Here is a 16,127-nt window from a genome sequence, read left to right on the forward strand (position 1 = left end):
CCGCTACCGCCCCGATCTGGGTGCCGGCCGCCGGCACCGGCGCCGCTGTCGCCGGCGGTGCCGCCAGCCTCGGCACTGGCGCCGCCGTCGCCTCCAACCCGGTCGCCGTGCAGGGCGCCCAGGCGTGGGCCACCGACGTCCAGAACCGGGCCATCATCGGCTCGGTGGAGGCGAACAACTTCGTCGCCAACGGCCTCAACCCGCACCTGCCGCCGCAGCACCAGATTCCGGTGCGGACCGTCGGCTACTGACAACCACAACGCCGGCACCTACCTGCTGACACCGGGGCTGAACCCGCAAAGGGTTCAGCCCCGGACCGCATTTCAGGCCCACCCCACCTCCATCCGGCCGTGATAGATACCCAGCCCGACACGCAACACCGGTAACATCCTTCTCGCAGGACACCCTGGCTGTCCGCCTCCGATGGCAGGCGGGCCCTCAAGATCGGAGAAACCCATGGCAGAACTCGGTGTGATCCTCCTAGGCACCGCCGCAGCAATCGGCTCCCTCAGTGCCGCTGTCGGCGGCTGGAGCCTTGTCGCCACCGCAGTCAACAACGACGGAATCTGGCACGGCCTCCCGCCGCAGGTCCAGGACGCCATCCGCCACGCCGGGCTAGCTCCGGGGCGCTGACCCCCCAACCCGCGGCCGCCCCTGTCCGCCCGCGCGGGCCGGGGCGGCCGTCGTTTTCCCACCGCATCCTCGGGCTGCGACACAAGTGCGCGCGACAGTAGAGGCACCACACACGACCCTGGAGGACGCCCATGTCACGCCAGAGCCTGCTCGAGGAAATCAGTAGGGGCCCCAGCCTGTCCGGAGCCGCTTGCGCAGGCATGGCCCCACTGTTCGATGCACGAGGCGAAGGCGAGTCCCGCGCCCGCTACCTCAACCGCTTCCGCAAGGCCGCCTCCATCTGCAAGACCTGCCCCGTCCTGGCCAACTGCAGAGAAGCCGTTCTCTCCAGCAAGCCGAGCAGACGAACCGGCATCTGGGCCGGCCTTCGCTTCGGCAAGGGCTCCTGACCGGCATCTGCTGCAGACCGCCCCGCCCCTTCGATACTTGACCGGAACACCAGCCCCGCCCGCGACGAGAAAGGAGCACCGACGATGACCTATCCGCACTACATCCAGCCCACCCCGTGGTCACCGAAGCGTGCCCACATCCACCCGCCGCGAGGCAGGCACCCCAACGCCTGACGCTGACACCCAGCACCTCGCGGCGCCCCACCCGGACACCGGGTGGGGCGCCGTTTCGTATCCCCCCTCGGCACGCCCTGAAAGGAGGGCCCACCATGACCGCACTCGACACCAGCACGCTCACCGCCGCGATCTACGACGGACGCTTCGACGTCAACGGCGCCATCCCGGTCTTCATGCAGTTCGACGGCGCCGTGCGCTCCGACTGGGCCCGCTCCAAGGGCAAGCCCAAGGGGCGCTCCTACCTCGTGTGGGATGACGACGCCCTGCGCGAGGACCACACCGCGTACCTCCTGGGCCGCGCGGCCCACGGCGGCCGCGTCACCCGCCGGCTGCTCGCCTCGCTCACCGACGAGCAGATGCGCGCCCTGGCCACGGTGAACGCGGTCGCTCGCGCCGTGTGAACACCGGCCGGAACCGGACCCGACCCCGGGTCCGGTTCCGGACGACACACCTGAAACGCCAGGTGGCAGCATGGCGACCATGACGGCGCTGATGATCGACGGGGCAGGCAGCCTCGACCGCGACGACGCGGTGACGGTGACAGAAGACGAGTACGGCTGGGACGCCACCGTGTATGTCGCCGCCGTCGCCGACGCCATCCCTGTCGGCTCCCCGGAAGACCGGGTCGCACTCTCTCGCGTCCACACCCTCTACCTGCGCAACGAAGTCAGGCCCATGCTCGGACGCGAACTCGAGGCCGCCGCCACTTTGTCGCCCACCGAGCCTCGACCGGCCCTGTCCATCGCCATGCGGTTCGCACCCAACGGCGAGCTGTTCTCCTCGGAGATCTCCCGCGCATTTCTGCCCGCCGGCGACACCATCCCCTACACCCACCAGCAGGTCGGCGCCGCGCTCTCCCCGGACTCCGACGACCCCGAACGCGAGCAGATCCACGCCGCCTACCGGCTGGCCCGCACCCTGATCGCCGGCCGCCGGGCCGCCGGCGCGTTCGCCGTGTTCGACGCCCTCCGCGGCATGATCACCAGCGAGGAAGGCCGCCTGGTGGCCCTGCCGTCGAACCAGGTGCCGGCCGCCTACCTCATCGTGCAGGAGCTGATGGTGGCGGCCAACGCGACGCTGGCACGCTGGGCCATCGGCCTTGACCTGCCGATCTTGTTCCGCAACCATGCACGGTCCGCAGTCGCCCCGCCCGCCGGCGACCTGCTCGCCGACATCAACGCCGAACTGTCCGCCCACCCCGCCATGGGCCCGGACGACGTGCAGGCACTCACCACCAGGATCAACCAGACCCTGCGGCCCGCCACCTACCAGCCCGTCGCCCGCGGGCACTTCGGGCTCCAGCTGCCCGCCTACGCCCACGCCACCTCGCCGCTGCGCCGCTACGCCGACCTAGTCACCCAACGCCAGGTGCTGGCCCACATCGACGGCGCCGAGCCGCCGTACACCCCGGCAGAGCTAGACGACCTCGCCGAAACGATCAACCGCACCGTGCGGAAGCAGTCCGCCCAGAAGTCGGCCGCGGCGTCCGCGACCCGACGCCGGCAGGCCACCACGACCATCGCGGCCGGCGACTACTCGCGCACCCACGGCCGCGACTGGCTGCGTGTCCTACGTATCGCCGCCGATACCGCCCTGCCCGACGGGCTGGCCGCGGAGCTGCGCCGCCGAGCCGAGGCCGGCGATCTGGACGGCGGCCAGCTCGCCGTGATCATGCGGGCCACCGGGCAGGGGTGGACGGGCCTGCTCGAGCAGATCCTCGCCACCGCCCAGCAGCTCACTCCGCAGTACGCAGCGTCGGCGATCTCCGCCTGGAACCAGAACGAGGAGACCCCGCACCCATCGCCAGAGCTCGACTACCGGCAGTCCGGCCCGCCCCACCTGCCGACCTTCACCGCCCAGGTGACGTTCGCGGGCGTAACGTCCTCGTGGACCACCGGGGCATCGAAGAAACTGGCCGAGCGGCAGGCACTGTGGGAACTCGTGGAGATCCTGGCCGGAGTACGAGCCCCGGCCACCCCCACTCCGCCGCCTGCCGCCCCAGACGCGGGCCCCGACCCGCAGCGGCCGGCCACCCCGGCCGCCGCCGAGCCCGCGCAACTGGTGGACCTGCAGGCGCTGTCCGGCCGGGAGTGGCTGCGCACCGCCCGTGCGTTGATCGCCGACCCCGCCGGTTGCGAGGACGAGTTGGCGGACGAACTGCGCCGCCGCGCCGCAGGCGGCGACCTCGAAGCCCCGGTCGTGGCGGCTCTGCTGGCCGATGACACCGGCCGGTGGCGGCCCCTGCTGGGCGAGCTGGTCGCCACGCTGCGCGCCACCGCCCCACACTCGGCGAACTCGGTGCTGTCAGTCTGGCAGCAGCTCGCCGACGCCCCGGCCGGATCCCCGGAGATGCAGGTCCGCCAGTTCGGCCAGCCCCACGCCCCGGTGTTCGCGATCCGCGCCCACCACGAGCAGTGGCTCACCCGCTGGCACTCCAGCACCGTCAAGAAGGCCGCCATGCAGCAGGCGCTGTGGGAGCTGGTGGGCGTCATCGCAGGCTTCACCCCTGCCGGCTCCGCCGAGGACGAACCCGAAGTGCCCGAACCACCCGCCCGCGCGGACCAGGACGCCCCCGCCAGCGCCGACGAAGGGGCGCCACGCGCTGTAGCACCGTCACCCACCCCGCCACCGGCCAGCTCCCTGCCGTCGACACCAGCCGACGTCACCAACGCGGCCCGCCCCCTCGCACACACCGACGTACCCGAGCTGGTGCGCCAGAACAACGACCTCGCCGCCGTCCTGGGCGCCACCCCCACCGACCGGGCACGCAAGTACCGCAACGCCGTGAAATCGCCGACAGCCTGGATCAACAACCTCGCCGCAGCCCTGCACAGCGGAGCGCCCCACGTCGATACCGCGCCCATCGACGGCGGCTTCACCACCACCATCACCATCACCACTCCCGTCGGCGAACTCACTGACACCGGCGCCGGCACCAACCAGAAGACCGCGCGCGCAGCCGCCTCCCTAGCCCTCGTGCAGCGCCTGTTCGCCATCACCTAGAACCCGCGCGGACACAAGGGGGGGCTGTCCACTCCGCTCGCGGCCGCGGCGAGGCGGGCGATCGCCGCAACACCACACCCCGACCCCTCGGGGAGACGCTGGCCGGGCAGAACCCACCCCCGCCCGGAAGGCCCCGCCATGACCGCCCAGCCCGTCCCCAACCCCTCCGGCCCCATGCCGGTCCACCGCACCGTCTGCTCGAGCTTCGCCGACGTCCTGCGCATCCTGCGCCGCCACCTGCACGCGGTCACCGTCGAGCACACCAACCTCACCGGCCGCGACGAAGCCCGCGACCTCATCGACAAGAGGCTCGCCGAGCACGGTCGCCCCGTCTACGGCACCGTCGTCGTCACCTCCCGCCAAGGACGCCTGCTCGCCTTCGACGGAGAGATCAGGGCAGCTACCGGCATGGCCATCGAGTTCACCACCGGCGCCCGCGCGCCCCTGCACCGCCTCGTCGCCGTCGGCATCAACTGACCCTCCGAGCCGAATGCTGCGGCACCGGCCGGGCCGCCGATTAGCGTGGACGACAAGACGACAGGGAACTGGCACCAGGCCAATCCCACAACGGCAGGAGGCCGACATGTCCCAGACCTTCACCACCCGCGACGACGTCCGCGACCACATCACCGAAGCGATCGAGGCCGGCGGCAACGCCCAGGCCAGCGAGTACAACCTCGACACCATCGTCGACGCCTGCTTCACCTACGGCCCCGCTCACGGCCACATCCAGGACGCCGGCTTCACCTGCACCGCCACCACCGTCGAGTTCTGGGCCGCGGTGCAGGACGCCGCCTACGACGAGCTCACCGCCCAGTTCACCGAGACCGGAGACACCCACTTCGTCGAAGACCTGGGCGACACCAACACCACCGTCGAGGTCTACGACGCGAGCATCGTCATCAGCAGCCCCGCCGGGCAGGTCGACACCATCGCCGTACGCATCCGAGACGGGCGCCTGCCCGACGCCGACAACCTCGACATCGAGGACTGGACCGACGCCCACACCGCCCGCGCTATCGCGGCCCTGAACGCCGCGGGCTGGACCGTGGTCGGCGACCTCACCCCGTCGGCGCCGTTCACGGTCCGCCGCGCCAGCGCCCACGAGGAGCGCTAAATGATCGAGCAGTTCCCCATGTGGGGGCCACCCCACGTCTGGACCATCCCCGAGCTGCCCGCCCCCGAGCGGGCAGACCGGGGCACCGAGCCAGCCGCCATCGACGGGGCGACGTTCCGCACGATCCGCGCCGCCCTGGGGCTAACCACCACCGACATCGCCATGTGGCTGCAGATCGCCCCCCGCACCGTCCAGCGATGGGACACACGAGGTCTACCCGAGTGGGCGATCATCGAGGTCGACGCCCTAGTGCAGTACACCACCGCGTGGGTGGACCGCCTCGCCGCCGGCGCCGAAGCCCGCATCTACCCGGAAACCACCATCGACGGACTACGAACCTCCGGCTGGCGCGTCCTGCCCGACGGGCGCGTCCTGCCCGAGTCATGGTGGCTAACGGTGGTCGGCCGCGCCGCCATGCGCCTCCCGTCCCTCGCCGTCACCTGGGGGCAGTAGCTGGAGAGCGGTAGCGGCACACCGCGCGGGCGTCTGCGGCCTGCTGCATCTCCAAAAGGCCGGGAGATCGTGGGGACACAACACGAACCCACCCCAGCCAGGAGCCCGCCATGTACGCCACCACCGCCTTCGCCACCATCGCCGGACACAGCGCCGACATCGACCCCACCGCCACCGTCGAGACCTGCCCCCAGCGCTCCACAGCCGCCGCCCACAACCTCGCCGCCCAGAAGCCGCACTCCCTTCGCATCGCGCTCGACGACCAGGACCACCGCGATCAGCTGCCCCGCCTGATCACCGACCGGATCGGCGCCCACTGGGGCCGCGTCAACGCGGTCGTCATCGCCCGCAACTCCTGCGGCGAGCACTACGCCTTCATCGGTGACATCGTCGGCGTCGACCACCTGACCGTGCAGTTCGCCAACGACCGCCGCATCCCCATCGGGCGCATCACGGCCGTCGGCCTGGACTGATCGGCCCGGCACCTCTGAGGGGCTGCGCTCTACGTGGCGCAGCCCCTTCCCCGTGCCAGACAAGGGCTACGACGACGGAACGAGCTGGGCTTAGGGTGGGGAGCATGGCCACGAAGAAGCAGACGTTCGCCGGCGGAGCACGGCACTGGGAGTCGCAGATCAGCGCCACCCTCACCATCGGGGGTGAGGACGTCGCTGTCCGCGTTGTGTCCCTCGAAGGCGATGAGGAGTCCACTCAAGCGGGCGAAGCCCTCAAATCGGGCCGGCCGGACCCTGCCAGGCAGCTGCTCGATCAGCAGTTCCGCTACCTCGGGGGGAGTGTCACCAGCACCTTCGACACAGTGGATGGCAAGCGGTACCACCGAAGGGACGACCGGAGAGACGGTGAGGTAGTCGAGTTCCCGTCCCCACTCAAGGCAGAGCTATCGGAACTCGCGCATCTGTATTGCCGGCAAGCCCAACGCGAGGATGACGCTCCAGCGCTCACGCGCGCTCTCGAGGACTTCCCGGCCGCGCCGGTCTCATCGCCGCCCCGGAGAGTCGCGGACCTGGCCGGGCTCTTCACTGCCGGGATAACGACCCACGTCGCTGTTGGGATCGTGGATGCGGCGGGCCCCGAGGTCGTCGCAATGGTCCTAGACCAAGCCGGCAACTTCCTCCTCATCGTTGTCCAAAACGCGGCGGCCATGGCGTTGCTCGACAGGGTGAAAAAGCGCTTCGACCAGGGGAAGTGACGTCATGCCCATCGCCGGTCGAGGCAAGACGTCGACATCGCCACCCAGTGGGCCCACGGCCAAACCCCCGTCGAGCATCGCGACATCGCCCGCGCAGAGCTAGCCCGCATGCGGCGGCTCGAGGCCTGGCCGAGGGCCCGGCTCGCCGAACCCGAGCAGCAGACCACAGAAGCCCTTGCGTGGACGTGACTGGCCCCGAACCGGGGCATAAAGTTGATCGGGTGCACACGAGTTCCGAAGCGTGAAGGGGGCGGGCCCGGTGGATCGGGACGACGACCAGGTTCGACGCGACGAGCGGGAAGCTCTCCTCGTCGCCGGCTACTACGGCTACGGCTACGACGATCTCCTCCGAGAGGTGTACGGAGCGCTCGTCGACCGGCCAGACCAGCCCGGCGCAGCTTGACCGGGCCTTGCTGTCCGACGCGCTAGCGCGCGGCTTCGTAGGCGTCGACGATGTCGGCCGCGATGCGTCCTCGGCTCGCCACCTCGTACCCGTTTGCCGCGGCCCACTGGCGGATCTTGAGCCGCTTGTCGCGCCCAGCTGCAGGCCGGGCAGCCGCGCGGCGCCGGCGAGTGCCGGTGACGCGGCGGGCGTTCTCGATGTAGGGGGCCAGGGCCGCGAGGAGCTGGTCCCTATTGGGTGCGGAAAGGTCTATTTCTAGCTCCTTTCCGTCAATCGCAAGGCGGGTCGGAGAATGGTTCGGATCGTCGATTATAGAACCGTCAAGATCGTCGGTGAACACCGGCAGAACACGCCGCGACATAATGGCCGCCTTTCCTGTTGAGGGGTAAGTCCTAAGGCGTGTTGGATATGGTACGACGATTTCCATAATCGGTGGGTGACTTCATTAGGCCCAGCGTTGCCCAGTGCCCGCGCTCGGTCACAAGGCCTCGACTAGAGCGCGTCTACATGCCGTTATGGTGCCGTGGCGCTCCGGCAGGGGAGCGGTGCTCCGTCAGGGGCAGGCTGGATTCGGGCCACCGCAGCGTACGCTCTATCGGTGTAGTGACGTGCCTAAAACGGCGCATTTGGCACAAGTGGCTAAGGCCGGGAAGGTGACCTATTCGGAAGAATAGTAATAACTCAGACCAGTTGATTCGGGCGCCCTGTGTAAGGCCAGCGGGGGCCAGCCAATCAGTGGCCGTCGAGAAGCGCCCGGAGCGCTTCGACAATCTGTCCGTCGGAGTTGTTTGCGTACGCGGCGAGCAATTCGTCACCGCCGCCACTGGGTTCGGTGACGGCTTCGATGAGATCAGCCAGACGGGTCCCGCGGCGGAACAGGCGGACCTCCTCGTCCTGGTATAGCGGCAGCGGGTCCGGGAGATGGCCAATGCCGTAGCCGGCGAGATCTTTGGCGATGCCCTCGGTGACAGCCGCGCCGAGCCGGGTCGCGCCGAAGATGTCGCGGAGCTCGCGCATCTCGATGACGGTGATCGGCTCCTGGTCGACTCGGGCACTCAGCTTCCGGTAGTAGTCGCTCTTGCTCATTGCTCGTTCATCTCCTCGGAGTGGGGGGGCGTGGTGTCGACCCCTCGGGTGCCGCGCCCTGTCCGCGCTGCCGCCTTCGATTCTAGCGTCCGATACCGCTACAGATAAGGCTAGAGCGAGATCTATCGGATGGGACGGCGGTAGCACTACGACACGTCCTACCCGTAGTCTAGGGGTAGCCCAGTAAGGAATCTGGGGGCTGAAGCCGGGGTCGGGCCCCTGCCGCAAACGAGCGATTGCGGCAGGCAGATTTGTCGGACCCAGCAGATACCGTCGGTGCAGGTGATTCGACTGCCAATCGTGTTGCCGCAGGAAATCGCCGGTAATGACGAGTTGTGGCAGTGTGAGCCCCGCAGAGCGCCGAAGAAGAGGAGTCCGACATGGCGAGTACCCAAAACGCAGCCGATCACGGCGCGACGGCGCCTGCCGACAGCCCCTTCAAGGAGCTATTCGCCCGAAAAACGACCGTCCGCCCCGCGAACCTCCCCGAAACAGAGGTCCCCCTGACGGGCAGAACGGTCGGCTACTCGAGGGTGAGCCGGACCGACCAGAACCTGGATCGACAGATCGACGCCCTCCGCGACGCCGGCTGCACCGACTTCTACAGCGACCGCTACTCCGGGGCGAGCTTGAAGAGGCCGCAATTCCAGAAGATGTGCTACTCCCTCCAGCCGGGGGATACGGTCATCGTCACCCATCTCGACCGCCTTGGCCGCAGCGTCATCGACACCCTCCGCATCACCAACGCCTTCGCCGAGCACGGTGTCCGCTTCGTAGTGCTCAACCTGGGCATGGACACCGCCACCAGCCAGGGCAAGCTGATGCTGATCATGCTCGCCGCGCTGGCAGAGCTGGAGCGGGACTTCCTCATTGAACGGACACAAGCAGGGCTGGCCGCCGCTCGCGCCCGCGGCCGCACCGGTGGCCGAAAGGAGGCCGTGACCAGGGAAAAGGCGCGGCTGCTGATCAAGTGGCGACTAGAGAAGGCGGAGTCGGTCGAGACCGCCGCGGCGATTGCGAAGGTGGCCCCCCGCACCGCCTACCGGTTCTTCGCCGACAAGCGCGAGGCAGACGAGAGAGGCGACAACGCCTTCTACGACAAGTACCGGCTTCCCCGAGACGGTAGCAGCGGTCTGGACCGCGATCCCGCCGACGACGCCGAGGTGGTCGACCTCGACGGAGATCTCGACGACCGCGACTACGAGGCGAGCTAGCCCCGCGCGTACCCGCCCAGGAAGAGGCGAACGACAGTCCGGCGCTGGCGCGGCGCAGGTCATAAGCGGCGGTCGATTCGATCAGGCGTTCCCGTATGTGAACGACGTTGATTGCAGAGCGGGCATTGTTCGACCGCGACTCGACTCGCCTGCCGTAATCCAGTAGCCGCAGGTCAGGGGCGCATAATCATGGCGCCTCAGTCACTCCAGAAACGACCCACCAGTGGTGTCAATGGCACCACAGGCACCAGTGGTGACGTACCCGCTACAGGGGTGGTACACCCCAAAGGGGCAACAGCCCCCATAGGGGAGGATGGCCCCATTGGGGAGGATGGCCCCACAGGGGAGCACGGCCCCGTAGGGGAGTGGCACACGATGAGTGCAAGCGGGGACTGCGGTGGCGCGGGCACCAGCAGCCCCGGCACACCCGTGCAACGGGGAGGGACAGGACGCGCAGGCGGACAGTCCGTACTCAGGACCGGCCTGACTCCACGGGCGCGCTGGTGGTAGCCGAGTCGGCGAGCTCGATGAGCATCCGGTTCGTCGTCACCGGGTCCTGCGTGGCCTTCCACAAGGCCCACGAGTTCCGTGACGGCAGTAGAGAGCGGTCCAGAGCGACATCAGGGTCGCCGGCGTGCACCGCTTCCCACTCCGCGAGCCGCGATCGCAGAAGCGAAAGCCGGGCAAGCCTGACCTGTGTGGCAGCGTTGAGGATCAGCAGCAGTCCCCACGCTGGGATGAGCAGCGTGGGCAACAGCACTAGCAGCGAGATCGTCGGGGCGTTGTCGGCGTACCAGGGCAGCACGTCGAAGTTCTCGGCGGCCAAGTTGATCACCTTGTGCAGCACGTACAGGAAGCCGCCGAAGCCCGCCGCTGCGACCGACAGCACGGCTGTGTGGGCCGTGCCCCGTCGAAACACCTTGGCGGCTTTACTCGCGAGCACTGCGATGTTGAGCGACGGGATCCCGAGGTAGGTCAGGTAGATCAGCCAGTAGGCGGCGAACCAGCCGGTCAGCGGGAAGTCCCGAGTCATAAACGCGGTTGGGGCGTGCGGTACCGGGGACATCGCAAAGGTGATGCCTAGGCTTGCCCAGGCCATCGCAATCGTGCCGGGGAGCGCCCAGGTCGGGAAGGGCCGGCCGACGATGCCTGCGACGGCGTGGACGAGGAAGATCGCGCCAGCGACGCCCAGCGACATGCCGGCGAGGTCGGTGATGTTCCAGACGCCGGACCAGGAGTGGAACCAGCCGTCGATCCAGTCGTCGGAGATCACGGGGGTGCGAGCGAGCTTGCCGAGTCCGAAGCACAGCAGGGCAGCGGAAAGGTAGTGGGCGAGAGGGCCCGCTGTCCGCAGCGTGGCGAACCGTCGGACCGCCACGTAGACCACTATGAGGCAGATGGCGGTGACGACCACAGTGGCGGTCACGACTTCCACCCCAGGACATTGAGCAGTCGTTCGGCGATGGCATAGGAGCTGGTGTCGTGGCCGTCGAGGTAGACGTTGCCGCGCATGGTGTCAGCGCGAGCCTGGATCAGCGTGGCCATCCACTCGGCGGTCTGCTCGAGCTCGGACAGGTACGAGGCGCGGGCGGCGAAACACACCCGGGCCGGGCCGAGCTGGTCAAGGAAGGCCGCCGGCAAGTTGGGGGCGATGCGCGACAGCTGTGCCCGGTAGGAGTCGGCGTCGAGTTCGTCGCGACCAGCGTGGGCGAGGACGACATGCGCCAGTTCGTGGCACCGGATGTGTTCCTGGTAGGACATGTCTCCGCGGGTGGTGACGTAGATCCGGTTGATGTGGGGGTCGGGGACCCAGAGTCCGGTGATCTCGTCCTGGAGAGAAGCCGGCAGGGGTTCGACGGTGATGGGCTTGCCGGTGCGCAGGCCGACAGCCGCGGTGAACTCGTCGATGTCCCAGGGGCGCCGGAAGGGCAGTTCCTCGACCATCTCCGCCGCGATCTGCTGCGGCTCGCTCCTCGGTGGGGGACGGCGGGTCACCGGTCGGGCCGTCCGTTCCGTTGACGAGGGTTGAGCAAGCGTAGAAGGTCGTCGCGAGCCTGAGGGCTCAGCTCTGCCCCGGACCTGAGCTGCACGAGGCGTGGAGTGGTGGATTGAAGCTCTCGTAGCGCCTGCAGGCTCGCCCACGCGGGCAGCACGATCTCCGGGTCATCACCGAACAGAAGCTCTCGGGACAGCTGGATCGACCCCACGACGGCGTCGACGACTTCCGCTGGCACCGCGTTGACGTCACCGGCGCGTAGGGCTGCGATGTGGGAGGCGGTGACAGTCGCCGGGGAGGTGGCAGACACCTGGTCTGCGACAGCGGTGTCGAGGTCGTCTGCGTCCGGGTAGAGCAAGGACAGGGCCATGTTCAAGCGCTCGGAGATAGTGGGCAGCGCGGATTCGGCCCGTGGCGCCTTGTCATCGTGTGACACGGGGCGTCCTCCTTGGATCGTGGCTCTGTCGAGGTCAGGTAGCGCGGGTAGCGCGGTCGAGGCGTTTGAGGAACGTGGAGCGTTGAGCTGCGCTGATAGTGACGCTTCTTCCCGCGAGCCACCGTCGATACTGCTGTTCCTCGAAGTCTGAGCGGTCGTGGACCATCTCGGCATCCAGGTAGGGGCCCAGTGCCAGTTCCAGCATCGGCGGCAGTGGTTGACCCTCCCGCACGTTCCTCTCGAGCAGGCTGGTCACCCAGTGGCCGACGATGGTGGAGACCACGGAGGTGTGGTGCAGATAGGCGCCATGGAGCCCGGGGTCGGCGACGACCGCGTTGTTGACGGTCTGGAACTCGTGGTCGAGCTGGCGGAGGCTGGCCACCATGGCGGCGATCTCGTCGTTGGAGACGGCGAAGCTGCCCTCGTCGAGGGCGAGGGGGTCAGCGACCGATGTTGCGTCCTGCAGGGGCGTGGGCTCGCCACCGTTGAGCACGGCCTGCGAGGACCCTTCGGCCCACCTCAGCGCGGCGTCGATCTTGGCCAGTGTGGAGGACCGAAGGGCGGGCCCTGTGCCGTTCTCGATGGCGCGCATGCGGGTATCTGAGGGGCCACCGCGCTGCTGGACTTGCTCATATGACAAGCCCAGCTCGCGCCGGCGGGTGGCGGCGAACTCAGCCAACCTCATCTGGCCCTCAGACATGCCCGCCACATTACCGGCCTGTGACCTCAAAACCCTGCTTGAGGCAGCGGCAAGAGCCCGGCGAGCACAACCTGTCCAGGCGTGGGGCTCACGGATGCTGCATCTCGCACCACGGGTGGGATCGTCGAGTCACCCGCTGCGACCGCAGTGGACACCAACACGTGAAAGGACACCTCCAATGCCCACGACCGCAGCGATGCTGCTGGAAAAGGACCACGCTCGCCATCTCGCCGCCGCACTGCCGGGCCGCTTCACCGGCCGCGTGATCGACGTCGGCGAGGACCGCGGTGTGCGCATCTCGCACCGGGATGCCGGCAAGGTCACCGGATTCTGGGAGGCCGTCGCCGTCACCTCCACCACCACCTGGGTGTGGTGGATCCCGGGCCAGGACGTGCGTTGCAGCCACTCCTCGGGGACCCTCATGGCGTCGGTGGATGCTCCACTGCACTTCCCGGAAGAGTGGGCGGATCGCGTGGCCGCCGCCATCAAGGACGCTAAGGAGAAGCGCGAGGGCGCCTGGACGATGCCGATCTGATCTGCGGCACGAACTGTCGTGACACTATGCGCAACGCCTCCTGCGGCTGACCAGGCCGCCAGACACAACCAGGAAGGCCTCGATGAACAAGAAGAGAATCATCGCGATCGTGATCCTGGCAGCGATGCTCGGAGGAGTGCTCCTGTCGATGGTCATGCTCGTCTTCGGCATGGCCGCCGGGGCACAGCCGATGTCGGCGCCCAGTATCGCAGCGGTGGGATCGGAGCCGCTCTGGTTCAGCCAGGTGGGCACGTGACCGGCTCCGCGGCCCCGTTTGTGCCGGGCCGCCCAGAAGTGGTGCATCCTGCCGCCGACCTCGAGTTCGTCATGCTCCCCGCCACCGGCAGGTACGTTCCCAGTGCCCACTGGCGGCCGATCGACGTGCAAGTGAGCGGCGCGGAGTACAGGTGCAAGCTGGTCTCGCCGGCGGGGGATCTCGCAGCCTCGGTCACCGGTTCCGGTGATGATCTGCCGTGGGTGGAGCCGGGGCCGGCGCACGATGCCTTCGCTACGGCGTGTGCGTCGATGCCGAAGATCGCTGCCTGCGTGCCAGGTGCGGCTGCGGAGACGATCGCCCAGCACTTGGTCGCCGAGTCGATTCTGTCGCGCTGGTGCGAGCAGGAGTCCGCCGGAGCTCTGGTGTGGGCGACGATCGAAGGTAGCCACCGAGGGCAGTGGTTCGTCGAGCGAGGGCTCACGGCCTCCATTGGTGAGGACGTGGCTGTGTTGTGCGACAGCCGAAGTGATGCGGGTTGGGTGTGGCACGGGGGGACCAGACTCCCCGCGCGGCCAGACGATCCGCGGCTGCGCCACCCGGGCAGGGTTGATCCACTTCCTTGGCCGGCGCACTCCGCATGGCGTAATTGCTCGATATAGACCTGGGTGGCCCATAGTGTTGTGGGGGGCCATATTGTGACGGCGAATGACATGGCTTGCCGATGTTGAGAGGTGACCGGAGTGGCGCAGCAAGAAACGCTAGGGGCGTATCTGCGGAACCTTCGGGAGAGGACTGATCGCAGTCATGTTCCGCTGCGGCACGCAGTGAAGTCTCGCCGCCGTAAGGGGATGTCGCGCGAGGAGGTCGCGAAGCTGGCGGAGTGCTCTGCTTCGTACGTGGAGAAAATCGAGCGTGGCGCCGCCAAGAATGTCTCCACGGACCTGGTCCTCGCGTTGACCGCAGCCGTAGGCGCCTCCGACCACCAGGTCGCTCATGCTCTGGCCTTGGCCGGTGAGGGGCCCCGCCCTCTTGCGACGAAGCTGGAGCGGCCGACGATCACCGAGGGCCAACGCGCTTACGTTGACGCTCTGAGTCCCCATTTGGCCGGATATGTAGATCTCGCTTGGAATGTCCTTTACGCAAATAATGAATACTGTCGGGTGTTCCGGGGGATTGAGGACTATGGGAACGTCCTCTATTGGCTACTGGAATGTGACGACGCGAAGCGCATTATGTGCGACTGGTTTGAGGAAACTCATTTAACGGTTTCATGGTCGCGCTCGCTCGCCGCTCTACATTCCATCAGGGCGGAATATGACGAGGTTTACGCCAGGCTTGAACAAATCTCCGAGTTCCGCGAAATGTGGGAATTGGGGGACCCTGCACTGGGTCGAAAAGACCCAGTGCAGCGGATCTGTGACCCGGATGACGGCACCGAGTTCGGGCTCACCGTCAACCTGTGGAGCCCGCCATCGGCCTCGGCGGGTTGGCAGATGTACCTCGGCGTTCGGGCTTAGTCTCGGCCGCAGCGATCGAGAGCGTCGAGGAACACCTCCATCGCTGGGTCGCAGACGTGGGGGTGCGTCACATGCGGAGCATGAGCGGCGCCGGGGACCGTCACGGCGGCCTCTAGTCCGGGCAGTCCGTCGATCAGCGGTTGTGCCCTCTCGGCGTCGATTGCCTGGTCGAGACTGCCGCGGATCATCAGGGCTGGGCAGACGATTTCGCCCAGCCGGTCTGTAATGTCGTCTCGGTGGAGCAGGCAGTCGCCGGCAGGCCCCACGGGGATGCCCTTTCGCGATTGCCAGTAGGTGGACCAACGCTCTGCCACCTGCGGGTCTCCGATGATCTGCGCGGCCAGGGGCCCCGTGAGCTCGGGGACGGGGCCGTGGGCGTCCCAGGCCGCGAACAGTTCCTGGTACCCCCGCTGTTCCGGCTCGGGGGAGGGCCCGGATTCGCTGGCGATCAGGACCAGTCCCCGGACCCGCTCGGGATGCGCCAGGGCTAGGCGAAGCGCTATGAACCCGCCCTGCGAATGGCCCACCACGACCGCCGAGTCGATCCCCTCGGCGTCCAGGACGGCCCGCACGTCCTCTGCTTGGTCCCAAAAGGAGTAGGCGGCCCGGCCGTGCGGGGTCTGGCCGTGGCCGCGCGAGTCGATCCGTACGACAGTGTGGGTTGCCTTGAAGCGCTCTGCCTGGCCATCGAAAAGCGCCGTGGACATGAAGAAGCCGTGAAGCATCACCAGGGCAGGGCCTTGGCCTTCGACGGAGTAGTTGACGAGCTCAGCGGTATTCATTGAGGGCCCCTTCTAGAGTTGCGGCCGGATCAGCAAACAATTAACCCGCACTCCCAATGTGCACAATGTCAGTACGTATCGCGAGGGTGGGGTCTGCGTTGTATTCTTAACGCGCGATTCAGGTATCTCGTGGTGGGAAATCTGTCGCACAGGCTCACGTTACTGCGAGCCCATCGGAGAAATACTGCATGGGGAAGCTGGCCCTCGCCGAGGAGATGGCGAGGGCCAGCCCCGTTGAACACCACAGCCGGGACGGCCGAGG

General features: G+C 67.9%; 21 protein-coding genes and 1 pseudogene. 15 read left to right on the forward strand and 7 right to left on the reverse strand.

The genetic code is table 11. From position 1 onward, the window contains the following. The 11 genes and pseudogenes from ACH0BZ_RS08605 to ACH0BZ_RS08655 all read left to right on the forward strand — a co-directional run. Positions 1 to 251: pseudogene (locus ACH0BZ_RS08605) on the forward strand (hypothetical protein); the annotation flags it as partial. A 205-nt stretch (positions 252 to 456) separates the two neighbouring features. After that, complete coding sequence (locus tag ACH0BZ_RS08610) at positions 457 to 633, forward strand: hypothetical protein (protein WP_406897732.1); 177 nt, start codon at positions 457 to 459, stop codon at positions 631 to 633. Between the two features lie 131 nt (positions 634 to 764). After that, positions 765 to 1,022: a WhiB family transcriptional regulator gene (locus ACH0BZ_RS08615; RefSeq protein ID WP_406897733.1), complete on the forward strand. Its 258-nt coding sequence runs from the start codon at positions 765 to 767 to the stop codon at positions 1,020 to 1,022. A gap of 269 nt (positions 1,023 to 1,291) precedes the next feature. Beyond that, a complete protein-coding gene (locus ACH0BZ_RS08620) occupies positions 1,292 to 1,600 on the forward strand; it encodes a hypothetical protein (protein ID WP_406897734.1) in 309 nt (102 codons plus the stop codon). A 70-nt stretch (positions 1,601 to 1,670) separates the two neighbouring features. Then, a complete protein-coding gene (locus ACH0BZ_RS08625; RefSeq protein ID WP_406897735.1) occupies positions 1,671 to 4,202 on the forward strand; it encodes an RNB domain-containing ribonuclease in 2,532 nt (843 codons plus the stop codon). Positions 4,203 to 4,340: 138 nt separating this feature from the next. Next, entirely contained in the window at positions 4,341 to 4,679 is a 339-nt protein-coding gene (locus ACH0BZ_RS08630) for a hypothetical protein (RefSeq protein ID WP_406897737.1), read from the forward strand. 106 nt (positions 4,680 to 4,785) lie between these two features. Continuing rightward, complete coding sequence (locus ACH0BZ_RS08635) at positions 4,786 to 5,319, forward strand: hypothetical protein (protein WP_406897738.1); 534 nt, start codon at positions 4,786 to 4,788, stop codon at positions 5,317 to 5,319. Continuing rightward, positions 5,320 to 5,772, forward strand: coding sequence for a hypothetical protein (locus tag ACH0BZ_RS08640; RefSeq protein WP_406897740.1), 453 nt, complete (start codon positions 5,320 to 5,322; stop codon positions 5,770 to 5,772). 110 nt (positions 5,773 to 5,882) lie between these two features. Further along, entirely contained in the window at positions 5,883 to 6,245 is a 363-nt protein-coding gene (locus ACH0BZ_RS08645) for a hypothetical protein (protein ID WP_406897742.1), read from the forward strand. Between the two features lie 104 nt (positions 6,246 to 6,349). Next, complete coding sequence (locus ACH0BZ_RS08650) at positions 6,350 to 6,979, forward strand: hypothetical protein (protein ID WP_406897743.1); 630 nt, start codon at positions 6,350 to 6,352, stop codon at positions 6,977 to 6,979. Positions 6,980 to 7,238: 259 nt separating this feature from the next. Continuing rightward, the gene (locus tag ACH0BZ_RS08655; RefSeq protein ID WP_406897744.1) at positions 7,239 to 7,382 is read left to right on the forward strand and encodes a hypothetical protein; all 144 of its coding nucleotides are present in this window, start codon (positions 7,239 to 7,241) and stop codon (positions 7,380 to 7,382) included. 22 nt (positions 7,383 to 7,404) lie between these two features. Here the strand turns inward: ACH0BZ_RS08655 and ACH0BZ_RS08660 are convergent, their stop codons facing one another. Together ACH0BZ_RS08660 and ACH0BZ_RS08665 are read right to left on the reverse strand one after the other, a co-directional pair. Beyond that, a complete protein-coding gene (locus tag ACH0BZ_RS08660) occupies positions 7,405 to 7,743 on the reverse strand; it encodes an Lsr2 family protein (protein ID WP_406897745.1) in 339 nt (112 codons plus the stop codon). 371 nt (positions 7,744 to 8,114) lie between these two features. Next, positions 8,115 to 8,468: a hypothetical protein gene (locus tag ACH0BZ_RS08665; RefSeq protein ID WP_406897747.1), complete on the reverse strand. Its 354-nt coding sequence runs from the start codon at positions 8,466 to 8,468 to the stop codon at positions 8,115 to 8,117. A 380-nt stretch (positions 8,469 to 8,848) separates the two neighbouring features. On the opposite strand from ACH0BZ_RS08665, the gene ACH0BZ_RS08670 reads away from it, so the two are divergent. Further along, the gene (locus tag ACH0BZ_RS08670) at positions 8,849 to 9,682 is read left to right on the forward strand and encodes a recombinase family protein (RefSeq protein WP_406897748.1); all 834 of its coding nucleotides are present in this window, start codon (positions 8,849 to 8,851) and stop codon (positions 9,680 to 9,682) included. Between the two features lie 472 nt (positions 9,683 to 10,154). Here the strand turns inward: ACH0BZ_RS08670 and ACH0BZ_RS08675 are convergent, their stop codons facing one another. From ACH0BZ_RS08675 to ACH0BZ_RS08690, 4 genes are read right to left on the reverse strand one after another with little or no spacing between them, the layout of a single operon-like run. Next, a complete protein-coding gene (locus tag ACH0BZ_RS08675; protein WP_406897749.1) occupies positions 10,155 to 11,108 on the reverse strand; it encodes a hypothetical protein in 954 nt (317 codons plus the stop codon). After that, positions 11,105 to 11,677, reverse strand: a complete 573-nt coding sequence (locus ACH0BZ_RS08680; protein ID WP_406897750.1) for a hypothetical protein — start codon at positions 11,675 to 11,677, stop codon at positions 11,105 to 11,107. Before ACH0BZ_RS08680 ends, ACH0BZ_RS08675 begins: the two co-directional genes overlap by 4 nt. Beyond that, entirely contained in the window at positions 11,674 to 12,114 is a 441-nt protein-coding gene (locus tag ACH0BZ_RS08685; protein ID WP_406897752.1) for a hypothetical protein, read from the reverse strand. The genes ACH0BZ_RS08680 and ACH0BZ_RS08685 overlap by 4 nt, the downstream gene beginning before the upstream one ends. A gap of 34 nt (positions 12,115 to 12,148) precedes the next feature. After that, positions 12,149 to 12,814, reverse strand: a complete 666-nt coding sequence (locus ACH0BZ_RS08690; protein ID WP_406897754.1) for a hypothetical protein — start codon at positions 12,812 to 12,814, stop codon at positions 12,149 to 12,151. A gap of 178 nt (positions 12,815 to 12,992) precedes the next feature. Between ACH0BZ_RS08690 and ACH0BZ_RS08695 the strand changes: the two genes are divergently transcribed. The 3 genes from ACH0BZ_RS08695 to ACH0BZ_RS08705 all read left to right on the forward strand — a co-directional run bounded on the left by ACH0BZ_RS08695 (position 12,993) and on the right by ACH0BZ_RS08705 (position 15,083). Then, positions 12,993 to 13,349 (forward strand): hypothetical protein, encoded by a 357-nt coding sequence (locus ACH0BZ_RS08695; RefSeq protein ID WP_406897756.1) that lies wholly within the window; start codon positions 12,993 to 12,995, stop codon positions 13,347 to 13,349. Between the two features lie 82 nt (positions 13,350 to 13,431). Further along, entirely contained in the window at positions 13,432 to 13,605 is a 174-nt protein-coding gene (locus ACH0BZ_RS08700; protein WP_406897757.1) for a hypothetical protein, read from the forward strand. 701 nt (positions 13,606 to 14,306) lie between these two features. Continuing rightward, the gene (locus ACH0BZ_RS08705; RefSeq protein ID WP_406897758.1) at positions 14,307 to 15,083 is read left to right on the forward strand and encodes a helix-turn-helix domain-containing protein; all 777 of its coding nucleotides are present in this window, start codon (positions 14,307 to 14,309) and stop codon (positions 15,081 to 15,083) included. Here ACH0BZ_RS08705 and ACH0BZ_RS08710 read toward each other — a convergent pair. Then, entirely contained in the window at positions 15,080 to 15,865 is a 786-nt protein-coding gene (locus ACH0BZ_RS08710; RefSeq protein ID WP_406897759.1) for an alpha/beta fold hydrolase, read from the reverse strand. The genes ACH0BZ_RS08705 and ACH0BZ_RS08710 overlap by 4 nt on opposite strands. Positions 15,866 to 16,127: the final 262 nt, after the last annotated feature.

Origin of the sequence: Dietzia sp. 179-F 9C3 NHS, from assembly GCF_045369825.1 — a bacterium.
GTDB lineage: Bacteria > Actinomycetota > Actinomycetes > Mycobacteriales > Mycobacteriaceae > Dietzia.

Excerpts from the sequence above, each read along its gene's own strand:
- ACH0BZ_RS08610 (WP_406897732.1), top strand. The coding sequence starts at position 457 with ATGGCAGAACTCGGTGTGATCCTCCTAGGCACCGCCGCAGCAATCGGC.
- ACH0BZ_RS08615 (WP_406897733.1), top strand. The coding sequence starts at position 765 with ATGTCACGCCAGAGCCTGCTCGAGGAAATCAGTAGGGGCCCCAGCCTG.
- ACH0BZ_RS08620 (WP_406897734.1), top strand. The coding sequence starts at position 1,292 with ATGACCGCACTCGACACCAGCACGCTCACCGCCGCGATCTACGACGGA.
- ACH0BZ_RS08625 (WP_406897735.1), top strand. The coding sequence starts at position 1,671 with ATGGCGACCATGACGGCGCTGATGATCGACGGGGCAGGCAGCCTCGAC.
- ACH0BZ_RS08630 (WP_406897737.1), top strand. The coding sequence starts at position 4,341 with ATGACCGCCCAGCCCGTCCCCAACCCCTCCGGCCCCATGCCGGTCCAC.
- ACH0BZ_RS08635 (WP_406897738.1), top strand. The coding sequence starts at position 4,786 with ATGTCCCAGACCTTCACCACCCGCGACGACGTCCGCGACCACATCACC.
- ACH0BZ_RS08640 (WP_406897740.1), top strand. The coding sequence starts at position 5,320 with ATGATCGAGCAGTTCCCCATGTGGGGGCCACCCCACGTCTGGACCATC.
- ACH0BZ_RS08645 (WP_406897742.1), top strand. The coding sequence starts at position 5,883 with ATGTACGCCACCACCGCCTTCGCCACCATCGCCGGACACAGCGCCGAC.
- ACH0BZ_RS08650 (WP_406897743.1), top strand. The coding sequence starts at position 6,350 with ATGGCCACGAAGAAGCAGACGTTCGCCGGCGGAGCACGGCACTGGGAG.
- ACH0BZ_RS08660 (WP_406897745.1), bottom strand. The coding sequence starts at position 7,743 with ATGTCGCGGCGTGTTCTGCCGGTGTTCACCGACGATCTTGACGGTTCT.
- ACH0BZ_RS08665 (WP_406897747.1), bottom strand. The coding sequence starts at position 8,468 with ATGAGCAAGAGCGACTACTACCGGAAGCTGAGTGCCCGAGTCGACCAG.
- ACH0BZ_RS08670 (WP_406897748.1), top strand. The coding sequence starts at position 8,849 with ATGGCGAGTACCCAAAACGCAGCCGATCACGGCGCGACGGCGCCTGCC.
- ACH0BZ_RS08690 (WP_406897754.1), bottom strand. The coding sequence starts at position 12,814 with ATGTCTGAGGGCCAGATGAGGTTGGCTGAGTTCGCCGCCACCCGCCGG.
- ACH0BZ_RS08695 (WP_406897756.1), top strand. The coding sequence starts at position 12,993 with ATGCCCACGACCGCAGCGATGCTGCTGGAAAAGGACCACGCTCGCCAT.
- ACH0BZ_RS08700 (WP_406897757.1), top strand. The coding sequence starts at position 13,432 with ATGAACAAGAAGAGAATCATCGCGATCGTGATCCTGGCAGCGATGCTC.
- ACH0BZ_RS08710 (WP_406897759.1), bottom strand. The coding sequence starts at position 15,865 with ATGAATACCGCTGAGCTCGTCAACTACTCCGTCGAAGGCCAAGGCCCT.